Below are 17,765 nucleotides of genomic sequence, written 5' to 3'. Positions count from 1 at the left end.
TTTATTGCTTTCTTGTTGCTATATAAACACCAAAAGTTGCCACAGCAAAACCAACTAAATCTAGATTATTCAATTTTTCATTCAAAAATATCCAGGCCATTATTGCAGTAGTAGGGGGTATTAAAAAAAATATAGAAACAGTTTTACTTGCTGAGTTGTTCTTAATTAAAAACATTAAGATTGTAAAAGCTCCAAAAGATACAAGGAATATCTGATGACTCATTGCTATTAAGAATGTGGATGTAAAATTAATATAAGGTTCACTAAAAATTAAAATAATTATTATGTGAAAAGAACAGCCTCCTATTGCTTGATACATATTACTGACAGACAAAGGTAAATTATTACTTATTTTTTTTTGCCATAAAGTAGAAGTTGTGATCGCTAGAAGAGCCATAAAAGAAGCTATCACTCCAAAAACAGGAAGACTTGATCCAATATCAAAACCTAAAACTAAAGCTGCACCAATAAACCCAAGGATCACTCCAATCCATTGTTTAAAAGTAACTTTTTCACCTAAAAATTTTCCTGCTAAAGCATTGGTTAAAATTGGCTGTAAGGTTACAATTAATGCAGCGATACCGGTAGGCATTCCGATCGAAACTGAATAAAAAACACCTCCCAAATACACACCATGAAAAAGTACTCCACTAAAAAGTGATTGTAGAAGGTTTCTTAAATTTGTTAAAATTTTTTGTTTTGTATAAATTGAATAAATATAGAAACCAAAAGCTACCACAAAAAATCTAAATGCCAATGCCGCAAAGGGATCACTGTTATCTATTATTGGTTTTGTTGTCACAAAAGCTGAGGACCATAAAACAATAAAAATGAATGGAAAAATTTTAACCATACCAAGGTTATAGGCTATATTTTATACCAATATTAGAGATTAATATCCAAAATGAACACTTTCTCTCTTGAGTTGTACTTATAAATACTTAGGATTAAGTGGGAGTATAATGATTTTAAATAAAATAATTGCTGGATTATTTTTGCTATTTTTTCTTAATGGTTGTGTGCAAAGTGCAGCCTTATTAGGACCTGCTTATACATTAGCTAGTTCTGGTAATATCTATCAAGCTGGCCTTTCATATGGTTCTAATCAAGCAGTTAAAGAAATTACCGGTAAGTCTCCTACTGAAAATATTAAAAGCTTTGTAGATGATAAAAAATTAAAAGTTGAAGAAGAAGAAAGTCAAGAAGAGTTTTTTGCTTTAGTAAAAAGTAGAATAGAAAAAACAAGTAAAATTATTCAATTAGCTAATCAGTAATACCCAATAATAGCTGCTCTGATTGCCCAGTTTCTTTACACCACAGTTCATAACTTTCACACATACGCCATAAAAATTGTTGTGCTCTATTTGATGCTTCGATGAGAGTATTGTTTTCAGTCTCGTAAAGTTTAGGAATTTTAATTAAATTTTTAATAGTCATATCTTTTTGAATTTCTAAAAGTTTAATGGTTTCATCTGGTATTTTATTTCCAGTATCTTTGTCTAGATACTCATTTTTTTTTAATTCACCAAACCATTCGTCATGTAATGCACCAGTGCTTAATTTTATAAACTCATTAGTTTCCATGAATTTATTAATAGCTTGTTTTACATCAAGCTCCGGATCTTTATTTTTTTCAATAGAAACGTAGGAGTAAATAATTTCAGCCATATATATAACATATGGTTTTTTGACTTTTATATTCATTATCTATTTTTTATATTTTGCCATACAGGAGTTGGCTAATATTAAATTAGGATCAAGGTACAATTTTGAAACTTTAGCATTTTGTAAAGATTTATATGCAAAAATTGCAATAGGTATCTCAGTGCAGCCAAGTATTATTTTTTTACATTTTTGTTTGATTAAATATTTAATTGCAGGCTTAATAGTTTTTTCTGCTAGTTTTATATTGCCCATTTTTACATGTTTGATTGTTTTGTTTACTGAACTTGTTTGTAAATTACTTAAAGGTTTAATCAATACATAATCCTTTTTAAAAATTTTATCATAAATCTCAGTTTTTAAAGTTCCCTCTGTTGCAAGAAGTCCAATTTTAGAATTTTTTTTACAACTTTTTTTTGTTTGTATAAAAACTTCTTTAGGCATGTTAATGATCGGTATCTTGATTTTTTTCTTTAAATCTTCATACCAATAGTGTGCAGTGTTACAGGGTATAACAATAAATTTGCACCCACTTTTTTCTAATGATTTACATCCATCTAACAAACTTTTTAAAACTCTATTATATTTTTTTGTATTTTTTGAGTTTCTTGGAATTGTAGATAATGATTTAGTTTGAACACCAATAGATTCTGGTCTTCCAGGAATATTTGATTTGTTATAAAGCATGAATAAAGGGTATTCTTGATCACTTTTTCCTCTATTTAACATTGCGAGTTTATTGCAAAAATCAAGTCCCGCTTGAGTTCCCATTCCGCCTAAAATTCCAATCATAAATATATATTTTCTATTAAATTTATTTAATAATTCCTTAAAGAGGTTTGTTGATACCTCTCATAAAAACTAAAATTAAGCAACCATCTTTAGTAAAGGATGAGTGTGTAGAGCCTGGTTCAAAAGTAACAAAATCACCTTTTTTAAAAACTTTATTATCTGGATCAGTTAATTCACCTTCTAACATCAAAAATTCCTCAAAGCCTGTATGAACATGGGGCAAACTTTTTGCATTTGGTTCCATTTTTAAAAGATAAGTCCCATTACCACCATTTTCTTTATTATAGCTAATTTTATGCCAACTCATTCCAGGCACAACAACCCCATAATTATCAAATGGAGTGAATTCAACATCATAAAGGTCAGTTATTTTTCTATTTGTCATACTTGTTAGTTACTTATTATTAAATTGTTATATTCGATGATTATTAATAAAATATAAATATGCAAGATATATTTATTGAAGATGTGGGAAGTGGCACTCCATTAGTGTTAGTGCATGGTTTTTTAGGATCTTCTGAGATGTGGACTTTACAAACTGACTTTTTTAAAAAGAATTTTAGAGTTTTGGCACCAGCATTACCTGGTTTTGGAAAAAGTAATAAAGTTAACTCATATAATTCAATTGAAGGTATGGCTAAATCTATATTGACAAGTTTAGAAAAAAAGAAAATAGAACGTTTTTATTTATTAGGTCACTCAATGGGTGGCATGATTGTGCAAGAAATGGCAAAGTTAGCAGGTGAAAAAATATTAAAATTAATTTGTTATGGTACAGGACCAAGAGGAAATATACCTGGCAGATTTGAAACCATAGATGTTTCTAGAGACAAACTAAAAATTAATGGACTGGATAACACAGCTTATAGAATTGCAAAAACATGGTTCATTGAAGAGGATAAATCTAAATATTTTTATTTATGTGAAGAAGCGGGTAAACAAACTTCTTTAGAGGCGGCGGACAATGCTCTTGTTGCTATGAAAAATTGGAGTGGTATTGAAAATTTAAAAAATATTAAGAATGAAACTTTGATAATTTGGGGAGATCAAGACAAAGCCTATAACTTCAACCAAGTAGAAACTTTAAAAGAAAATATTATAAATAGTGAACTTAGAATAGTTAATGGCTGCTCTCACAATGTCCATTTAGAGAAGCCAGATGAATTTAATACAATAGTGAGTGAATTTCTTAAAAAAAACTGATTGGTATTGGCTGAAATATTTAGCTAAATAATTAAAAAATTAATTTAATTAAAAAATCGCAGCCAATAGAAAGTGTGAATATTATGCAGTTTTTAAATTTACCGCTGAAGGACCTTTTGGACCATCTTCAACTTCAAAAGTCAAAGCTTGACCTTCATCTAAACCGTTCATACCAGCATCTCTAACAGCTGAAACGTGAACGAATACATCTTTTTCTTTATCTTCTCTTTCAATAAAACCAAAACCTTTAGTTGGATTGAACCATTTTACTTTTCCTTGTAGACTCATATTTATCTTCTTACTTTTTATTGTGTTACTTTTATTACTTATAATTAAGTAATTCACGCTTTGTTTAGATTTATTGAGGTTTTGTCAACTAAATTTAAAAGAATAAATAATTAAAGACTTATTTGTTGCTTATTAGCATGGTCATATAAATAGAGTTGATATCTTTTTTATAATGAGAGAAGGGCTCGCAGGGCTTAAAACCACACTTACTAAATAGTTTTCTGGCATTTAAAAAGAACTCACCAGCACCTGTTTCTAAACTCAATCTTTTAATATTAAGTTTTTTTGCCTCATTAATTAGATGATTTATGACTTTTGTACCATTTCCTTTACCTCTAAAGTTGTCACTAACTCTTATAGATTTAAACTCACCATGTTCTTTATCTAGGAATTTTAATGCACCACTTCCCATTAGGTCATTTTCTTCCCACAGGCTCCAAAATTTAATAGTTGGATCTTTTAATCCAGCTATATCAAGTACGTGAGCACTACCTTCAGGTGACACAGATCTTAACTCAATGAAATGCTTTATAAGTAGCTCATGAACTTCTGGATTATCAAAATTTCCTTCGATTGATTTTAGCATATGAGAAATATCTACTTAAGAAGAGTTGTTAGGTGCCCCATTTTTCTTTTTGGTTTAATTTCTTTTTTAAGATAATCAAAGAAAAATTCATTTTCATTGTGTTCTTTATTTCTGTAATTAGTAATTTGATCTCCAATTATATTTGTCATCATTGCATTGGATATTTTTTTAAGAGGTATTTGCTCTAGTTTACAAACTGCTCTTACATGATTTTCAAATTGACCTACATTATACGCATTAATTGTTAGATGCCCTGAGTTATGAACTCTTGGTGCAATTTCATTTACATAAAGGTTATCATTCCTGTCAATGAAAAACTCAACACACAAAGTTCCAACATATTTTAATTCTTCTGCAATTGTTGTAGCCCATAGTTTTGATTGTTCTAATATTTTATCACTAATCTCTGCTGGAATTTTAGAATTTCTTAAGATTTGATCTTCATGTTCATTTTCAATGGGTTCATAAATTTCATATTTTTGAATATCAAACCTAGTAATGATTATTGAAATTTCTTTTTTTAATTTTACTAATTTTTCTAAAATATAACCTTTTGAATAATCAACATCAATTGAGTCTAAATTTTCTAAACTGTTAATAGGGTGTTGACCTTTGCCATCATATCCTAATGTAGTAGTTTTGAGTATACCAGGTAATAAATCTTCAACAGAATCCATTTCAGATTTTTTTTCAATAGATACATATCTTGTAGTTCTTATATTTAGATTATTGATAAAATCTTTTTCTGCTAATCTATGCTGAATTATTCTATTTACAGAAGGTTTTGGTAAAACAGGTTTTATTTTATTAATTTCATTTAATGTTTCATAGGGAATATTTTCAAATTCATAAGTTACAACATCAACTTTACTCAAAAACTCATTAATCTTGTTTTTATCATTATATTCACCGTGTACAAAATCATTAGAAAAATTTTGGGCAGGAGCATCAATATCATTGCAAAAAATAACTGTTTTAATTTCAAGTTTATTTGCAGCAATAGCAAGCATACTACCTAACTGACCTCCCCCTATAATTCCAAGAATTGGTTTAGACATATTTTACAACTATTTGGGTTTTTTTTTAACAGATTTGCTTTGATTTAAACGAAACTGATTTAATTTTCTCTTAACAGTTAAATCACTAAGACCAATAATAGATGCAGCTAATAAGGCAGCATTAATTGCACCATCTTCTCCAATTGCTAATGTTCCAACAGGTATTCCTTTTGGCATTTGTGCAATGGATAGAAGACTATCAAGACCTTTCAGCTTTTTACTTTCAATTGGAACACCTAGTACCGGTAGAGAAGTAAGGGCTGAAATCATTCCTGGTAAATGTGCAGATCCACCAGCTCCAGCAATAATTACTGCAATACCATTTTTTTCAGCATTAATAGCAAATTCATACATTCTTTTAGGGGTTCTATGAGCTGATATTATTTTTGTTTCAAATTTTATGTTTAATTTTTTAAGAATATTTTGACAAAATGTCATGGTTTTGTAGTCAGATTGACTACCCATAACAATTGATACTTTGTTTAATTTATTTTTAGCCATTTGTTGTAATTTTATTCTAACGTAAATTGTTATTTCAAATTAAGCCTAAAATTTCAATAAAATTAATAGAATTTATCTATCTTATTGGTATTCTTTAAAACAAAGAAGATCACAATGAATTTTAAAATTGATAATTTACAATATTGTAACTGGTCTAGAGAAATTTTTCAGATCAATAAACAAGCAGGACTGGATGCAATCCATGTAACTATTGTTTACCACGAAGATTTTGATGAGCTAAAAACGGTATTAAAAAATTGGGAAAATCACTTTTCAGAAAATTCCGACTTAATTTTTCACGGTAAAAGTTTTAAAGATATTGAAAAAGCTAAATCTGAAAATAAAACTGCAGTTTTTTTTGGTTTTCAAAATTGTTCACCTATAGAAGATGATATTGGATTGGTTGAAAAAGTTTATGATTTAGGATGTAGGTTTATGCAGCTTACTTATAATAATCAGTCCTTACTAGCGACGGGATGTTATGAAGCAATTGATAGTGGGGTTACTAATTTTGGTAAAGAGGTAATTAAAGAGATGAATAGACTAGGTCTTGTAATAGACATGTCTCATTCAGCAGAAAAAAGTACAATTGATGCAATTGAGATAAGTGAAAAACCAATTGCAATAACTCATGCAAATCCATCATTTTGGCATCCAGCTAAGAGAAACAAATCAAACGAACTATTAAAAATTTTATCCAAACACAAAGGAATGTTGGGTCTCTCTTTATATCCTCATCATTTAAAAGATGGGACAGATTGTTCTTTGGAAAGTTTTTGTGAAATGACAGCTAAGACTGCTGAGATTATGGGCGTTGAAAAAATTGGAATAGGTTCAGATCTTTGTTTAAACCAACCAGATACCATTGTTGAGTGGATGAGAAATGGTACTTGGACTAAAAGCAAAAATTATGGAGAAGGGTCTAAAAATAAACCTGGTTTTCCAAAACAACCTGATTGGTTTTTAGATGCAAGAGGATTTGAAAACTTAGAGATAGGACTTAAAAAAGTTGGTTTTTCAGAAAGTGAAGTAAATGGAATTCTTGGAAACAACTGGTACAATTTTTACAAAGAAATGAATCAATGAATATTTCTTTAAGAGATCCCAATGTAGTAATGAAGCTATCAAGACTTGGGTCTTTTCATCAATCTAAACTTTCATTTTTAAGAAGTTTTTTAAAAGAGTTTAAGGATTGGGATTACAAAAGAGATTTATTTGAATTAAACGAACATGGTTATGGTACTGCAGTTTATTCATTTAAGAAAAAAAATAGAGTGTATTCATTAATTTGTTTTGCAAATGAATTAGATGATAATGAAAGATCAGATAGAGTTATAGCTACCAAATGGGATGCAGCCTTCACACTTTTTGATGGTGTTCCAAAAAAACAAGATATTGAAAGATTAAAAAACGAAGTACCCAAACAAGAATTTGGCAGACTTTCTTATAAAGAATTAACTCTTTCAAGAGCTAATAAATCAGTAAGAGTTTTCAATCATGTGGTTGAATGTTTAAGCGAAGGTAAGCAGCCTGATAATGATTTGTTAACTAGTGTTGGTTATTTATATAGAACCACAGCAGTTTATGGGTCAGGTAAATTTGGCTTAGCAGACAGATTTAGAATTAAAGACCGAGAAGAAATATATGGTCCATTTAGATTGGAAATGATGTTGGTTTATCTGGTAAGACAATTTACTTTTGATCAAGTTAATCACGTTGCAAAAAGTAAGAATCCAAAAAAAGCTGTAAATCTTGATATAAATATTTGTAAAGGTTTAGGAATAGGAAATTCTACAGGTCTTGGAATGGCTCCATTTATTGTTAATCATCCAACTCTTTTAAATAACTGGATTTCAGCAAGAGAAATTTCTTTAAAAAAAATAAGAGAGATAAAAACAATATCAGAGAAAGATAAAAACTTATTTTTAGAATGTTTAAAAAAATCAATAAAGAATATCACCTCTTGGAATACAGAAAGCGAATATCAAATAAATAAGATTAAATCTTTATTGAAAGATCTTAATGAATTTATTGTCTATCTAGATAATGAATTTAATTTTGAGCAAGATTATGCCTTTAACGAATTATATCTGTATTTAGAAAAAAAATATTGTGAAGAATGCATTGAATATGTCGTCTCAATGATGATGGAACCTTATGATGATATAACGTCCCCGTTAATTAAAGAAATGAGCTCTGAAGAAGAAAAATATTTCAATATTCCAACTGAGCGAACGGTAGAAGACTTAAAGCTAATTTTAGAAAAAAAATATCCAGATATCTTAACAATAGATTTTACCAAAGATGAAAATAATTTAAATTTTTGGTTTATCTCAAAAAATAAAGAGGAACCTAGACTAGCAAATAGATTTGATGAAGTGGGTGCTGAGTTAGAGCAACCCTTAGCAATTGCAAGAGATATTAAAAAACTTTATGAATCGTTATCGGTTACTAAAAATAGTTGGACTATTGCTAAATTTTTATCAACCAATAATGAGTTAAGACACGTTGTAAGAAGAGCATTTATAGTGGAGAAATTTCCTTATTCGGAAATACAAGACAATACTATTGGCCAAGAAATAATGCCTATTGATATGTTGAGACTAAAATTATCTTTTTTTGGAGCATTAAAATTTGATCCACGTTCTGATAAGTGGCTAAGAATATGCATGTTTCAAGGAGCACCCCTACCAGAACAATTAAAAAACTATGATGAACATTGGGTTTATAATTAATCAACATGAGATCATTAAGCGAAATAGATACAGTTTCTAAAAGATCAAGTAGAGCTGCAGGATATTCATGGGGGATTGCAGAAGAGATTGGAAAAAATATAAGACTACTCGAAATTTTTAGTTTGCCTGGAATTAAAAACTTAAATAGTTTTTTTAAGAAAAAAAAAGAAATAAGGTTAGAGAATATCAGCATCATAAAGCAAGACAATGAGGCTGGTAAAAATGATTATTGCCCAATAATCACAGGGGTAAATTTTTTAGATCAGATTAAAACTCTAGAAACTTTAAATGAGATAACGTTTAAAAAAGTCTCATATCCATTACTTTTCCTACCATTTGTAAGTAGAGCAGCTGAGGTAATCGGTAAAAGAATATTCTTAAAAATGGATGACAGGGAGTTTTTATTAAACTTTAATAATAATATTTATTCTAATTACACTAAAAACGAAATAATCGAATCTGCTGAAAATATTTATTTAAAAATTTTAGAAAACAGAGACTCGTTTGAAGAAAAAGAATGGAATGAGCTTTATAAGCTTTCAGAAGAAACGTTTGTTGAAGAAAATGAAAGCTTAAAACAAGGTGGAGCAGGAGCTGGCCTTACTGATAATGACTAAAGACTTTAATGATCAAGATAATAGTGATGAAGAAGTTCTTCAATTAGATAATTTTTGTGAAGAGTGTAAAAAAGAAGACCCGAGTGTTTCTCAAAATTTAATTTTAACAGGATTTAAAACCTGTAATTCTTGTAAGCTTTCAAAAACTATATTTCCAATTTAACTGATATTGCTTATAGGCAAAGCATTCATTTTGCTCATTACAAAAGATATTGAAAGAAAAGCAATTATTAAAAAAGCTAAAAAGACTATTCCAAATGATTTAAAATTAGACTTTAGATTTAAAACTTGTTTTGTTGAAATGATTAATCCAGCAAATATCCAGAACTGAGTTAAAAATATAATTGGGATCATTAAATCTGGTGTTACAGCAAAAAATCTTAAAAGCCCTGGTGCATGAGCAAACCCAACAGCTGTTAAAACTTTTTTAAATGAAACTTTAGTATCTTTATCTGGAAATAATTTTACACCGATCACATAAATAAATAGTCCCCATACAAACCAAGTAAGAATGGCAGTTAAACCAGACATTGCAACAGCAGTTTTAATAACAGTGTTTGCTGCAACAGCTCCTGCTAACCCGTCTAGTATCATGATAAGGCCTGCAAAATATATTGCAGCTTCACCAAAGTTCTTATTATCTTTGTAAAGAGATTTATCTAATTTAATAGACCGAACAACTATATTTAAAAATTGACCAAACATTATTTATTTTTTTTACTATTTTTCTGAGCTTTGTAAGAAACAAATAGTGGAAAGAGTATTAAAGCAATTACTATTATTATGCAAATTACGATTAGGAATGATTTTGTCATTATTAGTGGGGGAGAATTAACCTCCCCCAAATAATTAATTTAACCTTTAACGACTTCTCTTGTGTTTGCGTTAAACGATTCTGTAAATGGAATATCCACTACCACAGCATCAACAGGCGTTCCTGGTGTGTCAGAATATTTAGCAGGTAAGTGAACTTTGTACTTAGTTCCAACTTTACCTTTTGGGAAACCATTAGCATTTAATGTTCCATCAAATGGCACATATCCCATTGCTATATTTTGACCTTTTTCAGGGTGATACCAAGGTGATGTGATAAATCCTACAGGATCTCCACCACTCTCAGGTGACACTAACCAAAAGTCAGGAGCATATTCTTCAATTGGTTTTCCGCCCAACTCAAGACCTACTAACTGAAGTTTGTAAGGTTTTTGACCAGCCTTAAGATCTGCGCCCATTTTCTCTAATGCAGCTTTTCCAACATAGTCAGCTTTTTTATTCCACTCACCTTTGCCAGATAGTGACACTTGGTAACCAAGGTTACACTGGAAAGGATTGTGTTGATGATCCATATCTTGTCCCCAAGAAAGAATTCCAGCTTGAATTCTTCTGTGGTGAGCAGGGGCTATAACCATTAGGCTATGTTTTTTACCTGCAGCAAGAACAGCATTCCACATATCGTCAGCATATTTAGTTGCTTCTCTTAAATAGATTTCATATCCAGCTTCACCTGAGAAACCAGATTGTGAAATAACACAACTTCTGCCACCAACTTTTGCTTCAGCTAAACCATAGAAAGGCATGTTATCTAGATCCACTTGATCTCCAATAAGATCCTTCATTAAAGCTTTTGATTTAGGTCCTTGAATTTGCACTGGGCAAACATCAATTTCTTCAATTGTACAATCAAATCTTCCATCAGCGTTAACACCTTGAAGATACATTCCAATATCAGAGTCTGATAGTGAGAACCAAAATTCATCTTTTGAAATTCTAAGAAGAATAGGATCATTTAAAACACCACCATAAGCATTACATAAAATTACATATCTTGCTCTCATGGGTGAGATTTTAGTTGCATCTCTAGTTATAACGTAGTCAGTAAACTTTTCTGCATCCGGACCTTTAACTCTAATTTGTCTTTCAACAGCAACGTTCCACATTGTAACGTGATTTTTAATTGCTTCATACTCAACCATCGCTCCACCATCTTCAGGTTTTACATAACCTCTTGGGTGATAAATACGATTGTAAACAGTTGCTCTCCAACAACCAGCTTCCATTGATAGATGCCAGTATGGGGATTTTCTTACTCTTGTTGAAATTAACATTTCAACTTTTGTAGGTCCACTCTGTCTTAAGTTGTATGGTACTTCACGATCTGATTGATCAACTGAAGTCACATGATTTAGTTTAGTATAGTCAAATTCATTAGACATAACCGTTCTCCTTCAACCACTTGTTAGTTTCCTTCAAGCCGCCGAATGTATAAATGTGGAAGTTACCAGTAAACTCTTTCACTTTCCCAATTAATTCATTAGGGTCTTTAGGTTTCAATAAATCTAATGCCTTACTAAAATTAGACTTAAGAAAATTTATAGAATTTTTCGCCCCGACAATATTAGCAAATTTAATTAAGCTAGTTATTTTCATTGGCCCAGTAATTCCTACATGCACTGGTACTGACTGCTTAGAAATGAAATCTACGATAGGTTGACTTTCTAATAACCACTGGGTCACTATATAGTCGGCGTAAGGTTTTTTATCTATCATAGCTTTTTCTAATTCTTTATCAGAAATATCCTGACTTCCCTCTGGATGTCCTGCTATTCCTATTTTAATTCCATCAAAAAATCCTGTTTCTAAAATTTGAATTGAACTATCAAATTTTCCAACTGGCTCTCTACTTCCTCCAATAACTAAAGCTTGTTTAGCACCCACATCTTTACATCTTACAATGTAATCTTTAAGCTGAGCATCATCCGTAATTGATCGTGCTGGAAAATGTGGAACTGGATTAAATCCTTTTTTAACTAACGCCGCTGTTTGGTTAGCTGTCTCTTTATAGTCTCCTCCTGGAAGCATAGTTACATAAACATCCTTAACGGGAGGCAGTGTATTAAGATCTGTTTGAGGTCCAACCTCAAGTGAAAAATTCATTTTTCCTGATGATTATCTTTTTTGTATATGCTGTCAAAGAAATTCATCTTGTGGATAAAATATTTGTTGCCAAAAATTGTGCTGGTGATAATTTTTTTTAATGTCTGAAAATCTTAAAAATCTTCAACTTTCAAAAATCTTGGACTTGGAAAAAATTAGAGTGGTCGGGAACCCCATCGAGAAAGCCCATGGCCTACCAAACGAGTGCTACACTAGCTCTGATTATCTAAGCATTGAAAGAGAGAGGATTTTCAAGGATAAATGGACGGTGATTGGCGTTGGAAGTTCTGTGCCAAATGTAGGAGATGCTCAACCTTATAATTTACTAGGTATTCCTCTTATTATTTTAAGAGATAAAGAGAAAAAAATAAGGGTATTTCACAATGTCTGTAGCCATAGAGGCTTCAAGCTTTTAGATGAGGCTTGTGCTTTGAAAAATGTCTTAAGATGTCCATACCACTCCTGGTCCTACGATTTTGATGGAAAGTTGGTTGCGACACCTCACATAGGAGGCCTAAATGTTCATGAGACAGAAAAATTCGATAAATCATCGAGCAATTTAAAAGAGGTTAAAACCAAAATTTGGATGGATATAATATTTATCAATATAAATAGTAATGAATTAGAGTTTGATGAATATATCAAGCCTCTCGAAGAAAGATGGTCAAAATTTATATCTAAGGAAGATCAAAAATTACTTAAGCACTCAAAAGATCATGGATACTTCAGTCTTGATGTTAAGTGTAATTGGAAGTTTGCAATAGAGAATTACTGTGAAAGTTATCACTTGCCTTGGATACATCCTGAATTAAATAAAGTTTCAAATATTAGTGATCATTACCATATTCAAGGTTTACCAAATAGATTTGCTGGCCAAGGAACAAATAAATATGATCAACCTGTTAAAGGAAATCAAAGTTTCAATAATTTTCCAAATTGGCCTAAAGACTTATCCAGCAAAGCTGAGTATATTGCTTTATTTCCAAACGTAATGATTGGTCTTCATGTAGACCATTTTTATGTTTTTTGGTTAGAACCTAAATCTATTAGTGAAACTAAAGAGCATTTAATGATGTATTATGTTGGTGATGATAGTGCAAATGGATCTGAGTTTGCTGAGATGAGAAAAAAAAATTCAGAATTTTGGAAAGAAGTAATGATTGAGGATATAAAAGCTATTGAGGGTATGCAAGAAGGTAGAAATTCACCAGTATATAATGGTGGGAATTTTTCACCGATAATGGATAACCCTACACATGAATTTCATAAATGGGTTGCAACAAACTTAGTTTAAAATGAAAATAATATTAATTATGGGTCTTCCAGGATCTGGCAAAACAACTTTAGCCAATGAAATTGCTCCATTACTAAATGCTAAAAGACTTAATGCTGATGAAGTTAGAAAAGAAGCTAATGATTGGGATTTTTCAGAAGAAGGCAGAACAAGACAAGCAAGTAGAATGGCAGATTTTGCAAAAAAATTAAAAGATGATGGAAATTATGTTGTAGCAGACTTTGTTTGCCCAACACCGGAGGCAAGAAACTTGTTTCCTGCAGATTATATAGTTTGGGTAAATACAATAAAAGAAGGACGTTTTGACGATACTAACAAGATGTTTGTAAAGCCTGAAAAATTTGATTGTCAGGTTACAACTCAAGATGCTAAACATTGGGCACCAATAATAGTAAAGGAGATAAAATAATGGCTTACGAATGGGATAATAAAAAACCAACAGCACAAATGCTTGGCAGATGGCAACCATTTCATGATGGTCACTACGCTTTATTTCAAGAAATTATTAAAAAAACGGGACAAGTTTGCATTCAAATAAGAGATGTTCAAGGTGTTGACGATAATCCATTTGATTTTGACACAGTTAAAAAAAATATTGAAGAAAAGTTAAACCCAGAATTTGAAGGAAGATTTAAAATAATGATGGTTCCTAATATTACTAATATTTGTTATGGAAGAGGAGTTGGTTACAAAATAGAAGAAGTTGTTTTGTCAGAAGAAATTCAACAAATCTCTGCAACAAAAATTAGAGCCAAAATGAGAGAAGATGGCAAACTTAAGTAATATTAAAATTAAACTTTTAAATAAAGATATTGCCTCAATCATCATTAATGAACCAAAAACATATAATGCACTTTCATTAAAAAATTTAGGAGATTTAATTAAAGCTTTTAAAAAATTAGATGAAGACAAAAATATTAAGGTAATAATTATTGAAGGGTCTGGAAAAGGTTTTAGTGCGGGTCACAATTTAAAAGAAGTAAGTGGATTAAAGAAAAGAGAAAAATATCAAAAACTTTTTAATCTTTGTTCAAAGTTGATGCTTCAAATAGTTGAAGGAAAAAAGCCAGTTATTGCAAAAGTTCATGGAGCAGCATTTGCAGCAGGTTGCCAGTTAGTTGCAAGTTGTGATCTTGCTTACAGTACTAATGATGCAATTTTTGCAACACCAGGAGTGAATATTGGCTTATTTTGTAGTACACCAATGGTTGCTGTTAGTAGAAAGGTTAATAGAAAAAGAATGATGCATATGCTGTTAACGGGAGAGCCTATTAAAGCAAATTATGCAAAAGAAATTGGACTAATTAATAATCATTTTTCTAAATCAAAATTAACTAATGAAGTATTAAAAGTTGCTAAAACTATTGCTTCAAAATCAAGTCTTACAATTAAAATTGGAAAACAAACTTTTTATAATCAATTAGAAATGCCATTGAGAAAAGCTTACGCGTACACTAGTAAAATGATGACTAAAAATATGATGGCAATGGATGCTAAAGAAGGCATATCAGCGTTTCTACAAAAGAGAAAACCTAATTGGAAACATAAGTAGTGAACGATAAAATAAAAGAAATTCTCTCAAAGTATAAAACAATAGCGATGGTGGGTGTTAGTAAAGATGATAAAAAGCCATCAACAATAGTGATGAAGTATATGCAAAAATATGGTTTTAAAGTTATTCCAGTTAACCCAAGTGCCAAAGGTCAAAAGATTTTAGGAGAAGAGGTTTTTGAAAAACTTGAAGATATTAATATACCTATTGATATCGTAGATGTATTTAGACCATCAACAGAAGCTAACAAGTATGCTGAAGAGAGTGTTAAAATTGGAGCAAAAGTTCTTTGGTTACAACTTGGAATTAGAAGCAATGATGCCAAAGAATTGGTGGAGAGTAATGATATTGAGTATATTGAAAATAGATGTACAAAGATGGAATATCAAAAGCTTTTTTTAAATATAAACCCAGCTTTTCCAGTGTTACAAAATTAAATGAATATAGTTAATTTTACTCCAATCTCTGCATTTCTAGGTGGATCCTTAATTGGTTTAGCGGTAGTTATTTTTTTTGTATTTAACGGTCGATTAATAGGAATAAGTGGAATTGCCAGTAATTTTTTAACTTCAAAAGTTAATAGATTTGATAATTTTTTATTTTTAATTGGATTAATTATCGGACCTATTGTTTATAAAATATTTACTCAACAGGAAATCAATATCTCAATTTCAAACTCATTTTATTTATTAGCAATTGCAGGCTTATTGGTTGGAGCTGGCACCAGAATAGGTGGTGGCTGTACTAGTGGACACGGCATCAGTGGTATTGGAAGATTTTCTTTGAGATCAATTATTGCAACAGTAACATTTATGATTGTTGGAATTTTAACTGTTTTGGTAAAAAATTTAATATGAATAAGATTATATCTTTAATTTGTGGAATAATTTTTGGAATAGGTCTTACTGTTTCACAGATGATAGATCCCGCTAAAGTCTTAGGTTTTTTAAATATTTTTGGAGAATGGGACCCATCATTAGCATTTGTTATGATTGGAGCTTTAATAATATCCTCACCATTTTTTCATTTATTTAAAAATAATAAGAAACCAATTTTTGCTGATAAATTTTCTTATTCAAATAATAAAGAACTAAATAAGAAATTAATTATAGGTTCATCGCTTTTTGGTGCAGGCTGGGGCTTAGCTGGATTATGTCCAGGACCTGCAATAGCCTCACTGGCTTTATTAAATTTAAATTCTGTAAGTTTTGTAATCTTTATGTTTGTTGGGTTTTATTTGGTTAAATTATTAGATTTAACAACCCAAGCACGATGATAAAAATCATCTATATTTTTTTGAATTAAACTCTTAGCTAAATTATTAGCTTCAATCTCCTCAAAAGGTCCAAATTTTTTTTCTGTATCTTTAATGATAGTTTCAATTTTATTTGGATCTTTATGAATACCAGCAACTACGTAAAAATTTTTCATAGATTTTTAATTTTTCTAGTCTATACACCCTTAATGTAATGAAAAAAATATTTCTTTTATACGGGCACTATAATGAAAAGTCTTTTAATGCAGCTATTAGAGATACATTTATTAAAACAGCAGAAAAAAACGGTAATACAGTTGATTGTGTAGATTTATATAAAGATAAATTCAATCCAGTTTTTGCTGGTGAACAAGCTGGAGAAGACGTTCTAGATCATAGAAGACGTATTGAGAAATGTGATACTATTGTTCTAATTGCACCTATTTGGAACTTTAGAATGCCAGCTATTGTAGAAGGCTGGATAGATAAAGTTTTGTCACCCCCATGGGCTTACACATTTAAAAAATTAGTTGGAAATTATGGTTATCCAATGGGAAACTTAAAAGATAAAAAAGCTATAATCTTTTGTACCTATGGATCCCCAAGGTTAGCGGTTACAACATTTTTTTTAAATTTACCTATTAGAAGGCTAAAAAGAGGTGTGTTTCATATGTGTGGCATTTATAATATTGTATACAGAAGATATTTTGCAGTACCGTTTGTAACAGATGAAAAACGAAAAGAATTTCTTGAGGACGTTAAAAAGACAGCAAATAATATATAAAACCTTATTAATTTACTTTCTAAGTCTTACAATTTCACAAGCAGAATTAATAAAGCCTAATAGTAATATTGATCCATACCAGGTTGTGGAAATTCAGTTGAAAAGTTTACAAAAAAACAACTCTCCCACTATAGATAATGGCATTGAACAAACCTGGGAATTTGCTCATCCTAGTAATAGAAAAAGCACAGGACCTTTAGATAGATTTAAGACCATGCTGAAGGGCAAGTCATATAAAATATTATTAGATCATTTAGACCATGAAATTGTTCAAGAAAACCTTAACAATTCAGTAGCCTTGTTTGAAGTTAGTGTTCTTGGAAAAGACAAATCCTATTACAAATTTAAATGGCAGGTTGAAAAGTATAAAATAGATGGTCCCTTCAAAGACTGCTGGTTGACCACAATGGTGTCCGCTCCAATGCCCCTAGGATCTTCAATTTAATTTAGAGGGTAAACGAATTTTGTTTCGTTTGTAATGAAAATTTAGTAGGAATCGTGTTA

Annotated in this window: 27 protein-coding genes; 15 read left to right on the top strand and 12 right to left on the bottom strand. The window is 30.5% G+C overall.

Features of this window, described 5'->3' with window-relative positions; genetic code table 11:
- Position 1 precedes the first annotated feature (1 nt).
- Entirely contained in the window at positions 2-853 is an 852-nt protein-coding gene (locus AC5SLW_RS04380) for a DMT family transporter (protein WP_271579833.1), read from the bottom strand.
- A gap of 109 nt (positions 854-962) precedes the next feature.
- Here AC5SLW_RS04380 and AC5SLW_RS04375 point away from each other — a divergent pair, with 109 nt between their 5' ends.
- Positions 963-1,274 (top strand): hypothetical protein, encoded by a 312-nt coding sequence (locus AC5SLW_RS04375; RefSeq protein ID WP_494574721.1) that lies wholly within the window; start codon positions 963-965, stop codon positions 1,272-1,274.
- Here the strand turns inward: AC5SLW_RS04375 and AC5SLW_RS04370 are convergent.
- From AC5SLW_RS04370 to AC5SLW_RS04360, 3 genes are read right to left on the bottom strand one after another with little or no spacing between them, the layout of a single operon-like run.
- Positions 1,264-1,704, bottom strand: coding sequence for a hypothetical protein (locus AC5SLW_RS04370; RefSeq protein WP_006998004.1), 441 nt, complete (start codon positions 1,702-1,704; stop codon positions 1,264-1,266). The two genes, AC5SLW_RS04375 and AC5SLW_RS04370, sit on opposite strands and share 11 nt — an antisense overlap.
- 3 nt (positions 1,705-1,707) lie before the next feature.
- Positions 1,708-2,454 carry an aspartate/glutamate racemase family protein gene (locus tag AC5SLW_RS04365; RefSeq protein ID WP_006998005.1) on the bottom strand — a complete coding sequence of 249 codons (747 nt, stop codon included), beginning with the start codon at positions 2,452-2,454 and terminating at the stop codon, positions 1,708-1,710.
- A 37-nt stretch (positions 2,455-2,491) separates the two neighbouring features.
- Positions 2,492-2,839, bottom strand: coding sequence for a cupin domain-containing protein (locus AC5SLW_RS04360; protein WP_006998006.1), 348 nt, complete (start codon positions 2,837-2,839; stop codon positions 2,492-2,494).
- A 59-nt stretch (positions 2,840-2,898) separates the two neighbouring features.
- Here AC5SLW_RS04360 and AC5SLW_RS04355 point away from each other — a divergent pair, with 59 nt between their 5' ends.
- Positions 2,899-3,657 carry an alpha/beta fold hydrolase gene (locus AC5SLW_RS04355; RefSeq protein WP_494574719.1) on the top strand — a complete coding sequence of 253 codons (759 nt, stop codon included), beginning with the start codon at positions 2,899-2,901 and terminating at the stop codon, positions 3,655-3,657.
- 81 nt (positions 3,658-3,738) lie between these two features.
- Here the strand turns inward: AC5SLW_RS04355 and AC5SLW_RS04350 are convergent, their stop codons facing one another.
- The 4 genes from AC5SLW_RS04350 to purE all read right to left on the bottom strand — a co-directional run bounded on the left by AC5SLW_RS04350 (position 3,739) and on the right by purE (position 6,090).
- Complete coding sequence (locus AC5SLW_RS04350) at positions 3,739-3,945, bottom strand: cold-shock protein (RefSeq protein ID WP_006998008.1); 207 nt, start codon at positions 3,943-3,945, stop codon at positions 3,739-3,741.
- 118 nt (positions 3,946-4,063) lie between these two features.
- Entirely contained in the window at positions 4,064-4,531 is a 468-nt protein-coding gene (locus AC5SLW_RS04345) for a GNAT family N-acetyltransferase (protein WP_011282269.1), read from the bottom strand.
- Between the two features lie 11 nt (positions 4,532-4,542).
- Positions 4,543-5,589 carry a 5-(carboxyamino)imidazole ribonucleotide synthase gene (locus tag AC5SLW_RS04340; RefSeq protein ID WP_494574716.1) on the bottom strand — a complete coding sequence of 349 codons (1,047 nt, stop codon included), beginning with the start codon at positions 5,587-5,589 and terminating at the stop codon, positions 4,543-4,545.
- Between the two features lie 9 nt (positions 5,590-5,598).
- Positions 5,599-6,090 carry a 5-(carboxyamino)imidazole ribonucleotide mutase gene (gene purE, locus AC5SLW_RS04335; protein WP_006998011.1) on the bottom strand — a complete coding sequence of 164 codons (492 nt, stop codon included), beginning with the start codon at positions 6,088-6,090 and terminating at the stop codon, positions 5,599-5,601.
- A 114-nt stretch (positions 6,091-6,204) separates the two neighbouring features.
- On the opposite strand from purE, the gene AC5SLW_RS04330 reads away from it, so the two are divergent.
- The 4 genes from AC5SLW_RS04330 to AC5SLW_RS04315 are packed head-to-tail and all read left to right on the top strand — an operon-like array spanning position 6,205 to position 9,605.
- The gene (locus AC5SLW_RS04330; protein ID WP_011282268.1) at positions 6,205-7,176 is read left to right on the top strand and encodes a membrane dipeptidase; all 972 of its coding nucleotides are present in this window, start codon (positions 6,205-6,207) and stop codon (positions 7,174-7,176) included.
- Positions 7,173-8,825: a hypothetical protein gene (locus AC5SLW_RS04325; RefSeq protein WP_027307064.1), complete on the top strand. Its 1,653-nt coding sequence runs from the start codon at positions 7,173-7,175 to the stop codon at positions 8,823-8,825. The genes AC5SLW_RS04330 and AC5SLW_RS04325 overlap by 4 nt, the downstream gene beginning before the upstream one ends.
- 5 nt (positions 8,826-8,830) lie before the next feature.
- Positions 8,831-9,442: a DUF3726 domain-containing protein gene (locus AC5SLW_RS04320; RefSeq protein WP_494574714.1), complete on the top strand. Its 612-nt coding sequence runs from the start codon at positions 8,831-8,833 to the stop codon at positions 9,440-9,442.
- Positions 9,435-9,605, top strand: a complete 171-nt coding sequence (locus AC5SLW_RS04315; RefSeq protein WP_271563586.1) for a hypothetical protein — start codon at positions 9,435-9,437, stop codon at positions 9,603-9,605. Before AC5SLW_RS04320 ends, AC5SLW_RS04315 begins: the two co-directional genes overlap by 8 nt.
- Here AC5SLW_RS04315 and AC5SLW_RS04310 read toward each other — a convergent pair.
- The 3 genes from AC5SLW_RS04310 to AC5SLW_RS04300 form a co-directional block, all read right to left on the bottom strand.
- On the bottom strand, positions 9,602-10,147 hold the full coding sequence (locus AC5SLW_RS04310) for a hypothetical protein (protein ID WP_006998016.1): 546 nt from the start codon (positions 10,145-10,147) through the stop codon (positions 9,602-9,604). The genes AC5SLW_RS04315 and AC5SLW_RS04310 overlap by 4 nt on opposite strands.
- A gap of 149 nt (positions 10,148-10,296) precedes the next feature.
- On the bottom strand, positions 10,297-11,655 hold the full coding sequence (locus tag AC5SLW_RS04305; protein ID WP_271479750.1) for a glycine cleavage T C-terminal barrel domain-containing protein: 1,359 nt from the start codon (positions 11,653-11,655) through the stop codon (positions 10,297-10,299).
- Positions 11,648-12,376 carry a methylenetetrahydrofolate reductase gene (locus AC5SLW_RS04300; protein WP_006998018.1) on the bottom strand — a complete coding sequence of 243 codons (729 nt, stop codon included), beginning with the start codon at positions 12,374-12,376 and terminating at the stop codon, positions 11,648-11,650. Before AC5SLW_RS04300 ends, AC5SLW_RS04305 begins: the two co-directional genes overlap by 8 nt.
- Before the next feature lie 100 nt (positions 12,377-12,476).
- Between AC5SLW_RS04300 and AC5SLW_RS04295 the strand changes: the two genes are divergently transcribed.
- From AC5SLW_RS04295 to AC5SLW_RS04265, 7 genes are read left to right on the top strand one after another with little or no spacing between them, the layout of a single operon-like run.
- The gene (locus AC5SLW_RS04295) at positions 12,477-13,670 is read left to right on the top strand and encodes an aromatic ring-hydroxylating oxygenase subunit alpha (protein ID WP_271616428.1); all 1,194 of its coding nucleotides are present in this window, start codon (positions 12,477-12,479) and stop codon (positions 13,668-13,670) included.
- A gap of 1 nt (position 13,671) precedes the next feature.
- Positions 13,672-14,079, top strand: coding sequence for a P-loop nucleotide/nucleoside kinase family protein (locus tag AC5SLW_RS04290; RefSeq protein WP_020169568.1), 408 nt, complete (start codon positions 13,672-13,674; stop codon positions 14,077-14,079).
- Positions 14,079-14,453, top strand: coding sequence for a hypothetical protein (locus AC5SLW_RS04285; RefSeq protein ID WP_006998022.1), 375 nt, complete (start codon positions 14,079-14,081; stop codon positions 14,451-14,453). Before AC5SLW_RS04290 ends, AC5SLW_RS04285 begins: the two co-directional genes overlap by 1 nt.
- Positions 14,437-15,222: an enoyl-CoA hydratase gene (locus AC5SLW_RS04280; protein WP_494574710.1), complete on the top strand. Its 786-nt coding sequence runs from the start codon at positions 14,437-14,439 to the stop codon at positions 15,220-15,222. Before AC5SLW_RS04285 ends, AC5SLW_RS04280 begins: the two co-directional genes overlap by 17 nt.
- Positions 15,222-15,659, top strand: coding sequence for a CoA-binding protein (locus tag AC5SLW_RS04275; RefSeq protein WP_271741121.1), 438 nt, complete (start codon positions 15,222-15,224; stop codon positions 15,657-15,659). Before AC5SLW_RS04280 ends, AC5SLW_RS04275 begins: the two co-directional genes overlap by 1 nt.
- Positions 15,660-16,079, top strand: a complete 420-nt coding sequence (locus AC5SLW_RS04270; protein WP_494574708.1) for a YeeE/YedE family protein — start codon at positions 15,660-15,662, stop codon at positions 16,077-16,079.
- The gene (locus tag AC5SLW_RS04265) at positions 16,076-16,498 is read left to right on the top strand and encodes a DUF6691 family protein (RefSeq protein WP_271479760.1); all 423 of its coding nucleotides are present in this window, start codon (positions 16,076-16,078) and stop codon (positions 16,496-16,498) included. The genes AC5SLW_RS04270 and AC5SLW_RS04265 overlap by 4 nt, the downstream gene beginning before the upstream one ends.
- Here AC5SLW_RS04265 and AC5SLW_RS04260 read toward each other — a convergent pair.
- The gene (locus AC5SLW_RS04260) at positions 16,456-16,653 is read right to left on the bottom strand and encodes a hypothetical protein (protein ID WP_006998027.1); all 198 of its coding nucleotides are present in this window, start codon (positions 16,651-16,653) and stop codon (positions 16,456-16,458) included. The two genes, AC5SLW_RS04265 and AC5SLW_RS04260, sit on opposite strands and share 43 nt — an antisense overlap.
- A 38-nt stretch (positions 16,654-16,691) precedes the next feature.
- Here AC5SLW_RS04260 and AC5SLW_RS04255 point away from each other — a divergent pair, with 38 nt between their 5' ends.
- Together AC5SLW_RS04255 and AC5SLW_RS04250 are read left to right on the top strand one after the other, a co-directional pair.
- Positions 16,692-17,261, top strand: coding sequence for an NAD(P)H-dependent oxidoreductase (locus AC5SLW_RS04255; protein WP_006998028.1), 570 nt, complete (start codon positions 16,692-16,694; stop codon positions 17,259-17,261).
- Between the two features lie 97 nt (positions 17,262-17,358).
- Positions 17,359-17,706 (top strand): hypothetical protein, encoded by a 348-nt coding sequence (locus AC5SLW_RS04250; protein WP_230454324.1) that lies wholly within the window; start codon positions 17,359-17,361, stop codon positions 17,704-17,706.
- The last annotated feature ends 59 nt before the right edge of the window (positions 17,707-17,765 follow it).

It is taken from the genome of Candidatus Pelagibacter sp. PS_40, from assembly GCF_059417765.1.
Note: the sequence above shows the minus strand (reverse complement) of the source record. Positions and strands in the feature narration are given on the sequence as shown.

Coding starts and splice junctions, on each gene's coding strand:
- AC5SLW_RS04380 (WP_271579833.1), bottom strand. CDS start 853: ATGGTTAAAATTTTTCCATTCATTTTTATTGTTTTATGGTCCTCAGCT.
- AC5SLW_RS04375 (WP_494574721.1), top strand. CDS start 963: ATGATTTTAAATAAAATAATTGCTGGATTATTTTTGCTATTTTTTCTT.
- AC5SLW_RS04370 (WP_006998004.1), bottom strand. CDS start 1,704: ATGAATATAAAAGTCAAAAAACCATATGTTATATATATGGCTGAAATT.
- AC5SLW_RS04365 (WP_006998005.1), bottom strand. CDS start 2,454: ATGATTGGAATTTTAGGCGGAATGGGAACTCAAGCGGGACTTGATTTT.
- AC5SLW_RS04360 (WP_006998006.1), bottom strand. CDS start 2,839: ATGACAAATAGAAAAATAACTGACCTTTATGATGTTGAATTCACTCCA.
- AC5SLW_RS04355 (WP_494574719.1), top strand. CDS start 2,899: ATGCAAGATATATTTATTGAAGATGTGGGAAGTGGCACTCCATTAGTG.
- AC5SLW_RS04350 (WP_006998008.1), bottom strand. CDS start 3,945: ATGAGTCTACAAGGAAAAGTAAAATGGTTCAATCCAACTAAAGGTTTT.
- AC5SLW_RS04345 (WP_011282269.1), bottom strand. CDS start 4,531: ATGCTAAAATCAATCGAAGGAAATTTTGATAATCCAGAAGTTCATGAG.
- AC5SLW_RS04340 (WP_494574716.1), bottom strand. CDS start 5,589: ATGTCTAAACCAATTCTTGGAATTATAGGGGGAGGTCAGTTAGGTAGT.
- purE (WP_006998011.1), bottom strand. CDS start 6,090: ATGGCTAAAAATAAATTAAACAAAGTATCAATTGTTATGGGTAGTCAA.
- AC5SLW_RS04330 (WP_011282268.1), top strand. CDS start 6,205: ATGAATTTTAAAATTGATAATTTACAATATTGTAACTGGTCTAGAGAA.
- AC5SLW_RS04325 (WP_027307064.1), top strand. CDS start 7,173: ATGAATATTTCTTTAAGAGATCCCAATGTAGTAATGAAGCTATCAAGA.
- AC5SLW_RS04320 (WP_494574714.1), top strand. CDS start 8,831: ATGAGATCATTAAGCGAAATAGATACAGTTTCTAAAAGATCAAGTAGA.
- AC5SLW_RS04315 (WP_271563586.1), top strand. CDS start 9,435: ATGACTAAAGACTTTAATGATCAAGATAATAGTGATGAAGAAGTTCTT.
- AC5SLW_RS04310 (WP_006998016.1), bottom strand. CDS start 10,147: ATGTTTGGTCAATTTTTAAATATAGTTGTTCGGTCTATTAAATTAGAT.
- AC5SLW_RS04305 (WP_271479750.1), bottom strand. CDS start 11,655: ATGTCTAATGAATTTGACTATACTAAACTAAATCATGTGACTTCAGTT.
- AC5SLW_RS04300 (WP_006998018.1), bottom strand. CDS start 12,376: ATGAATTTTTCACTTGAGGTTGGACCTCAAACAGATCTTAATACACTG.
- AC5SLW_RS04295 (WP_271616428.1), top strand. CDS start 12,477: ATGTCTGAAAATCTTAAAAATCTTCAACTTTCAAAAATCTTGGACTTG.
- AC5SLW_RS04290 (WP_020169568.1), top strand. CDS start 13,672: ATGAAAATAATATTAATTATGGGTCTTCCAGGATCTGGCAAAACAACT.
- AC5SLW_RS04285 (WP_006998022.1), top strand. CDS start 14,079: ATGGCTTACGAATGGGATAATAAAAAACCAACAGCACAAATGCTTGGC.
- AC5SLW_RS04280 (WP_494574710.1), top strand. CDS start 14,437: ATGGCAAACTTAAGTAATATTAAAATTAAACTTTTAAATAAAGATATT.
- AC5SLW_RS04270 (WP_494574708.1), top strand. CDS start 15,660: ATGAATATAGTTAATTTTACTCCAATCTCTGCATTTCTAGGTGGATCC.
- AC5SLW_RS04265 (WP_271479760.1), top strand. CDS start 16,076: ATGAATAAGATTATATCTTTAATTTGTGGAATAATTTTTGGAATAGGT.
- AC5SLW_RS04260 (WP_006998027.1), bottom strand. CDS start 16,653: ATGAAAAATTTTTACGTAGTTGCTGGTATTCATAAAGATCCAAATAAA.
- AC5SLW_RS04255 (WP_006998028.1), top strand. CDS start 16,692: ATGAAAAAAATATTTCTTTTATACGGGCACTATAATGAAAAGTCTTTT.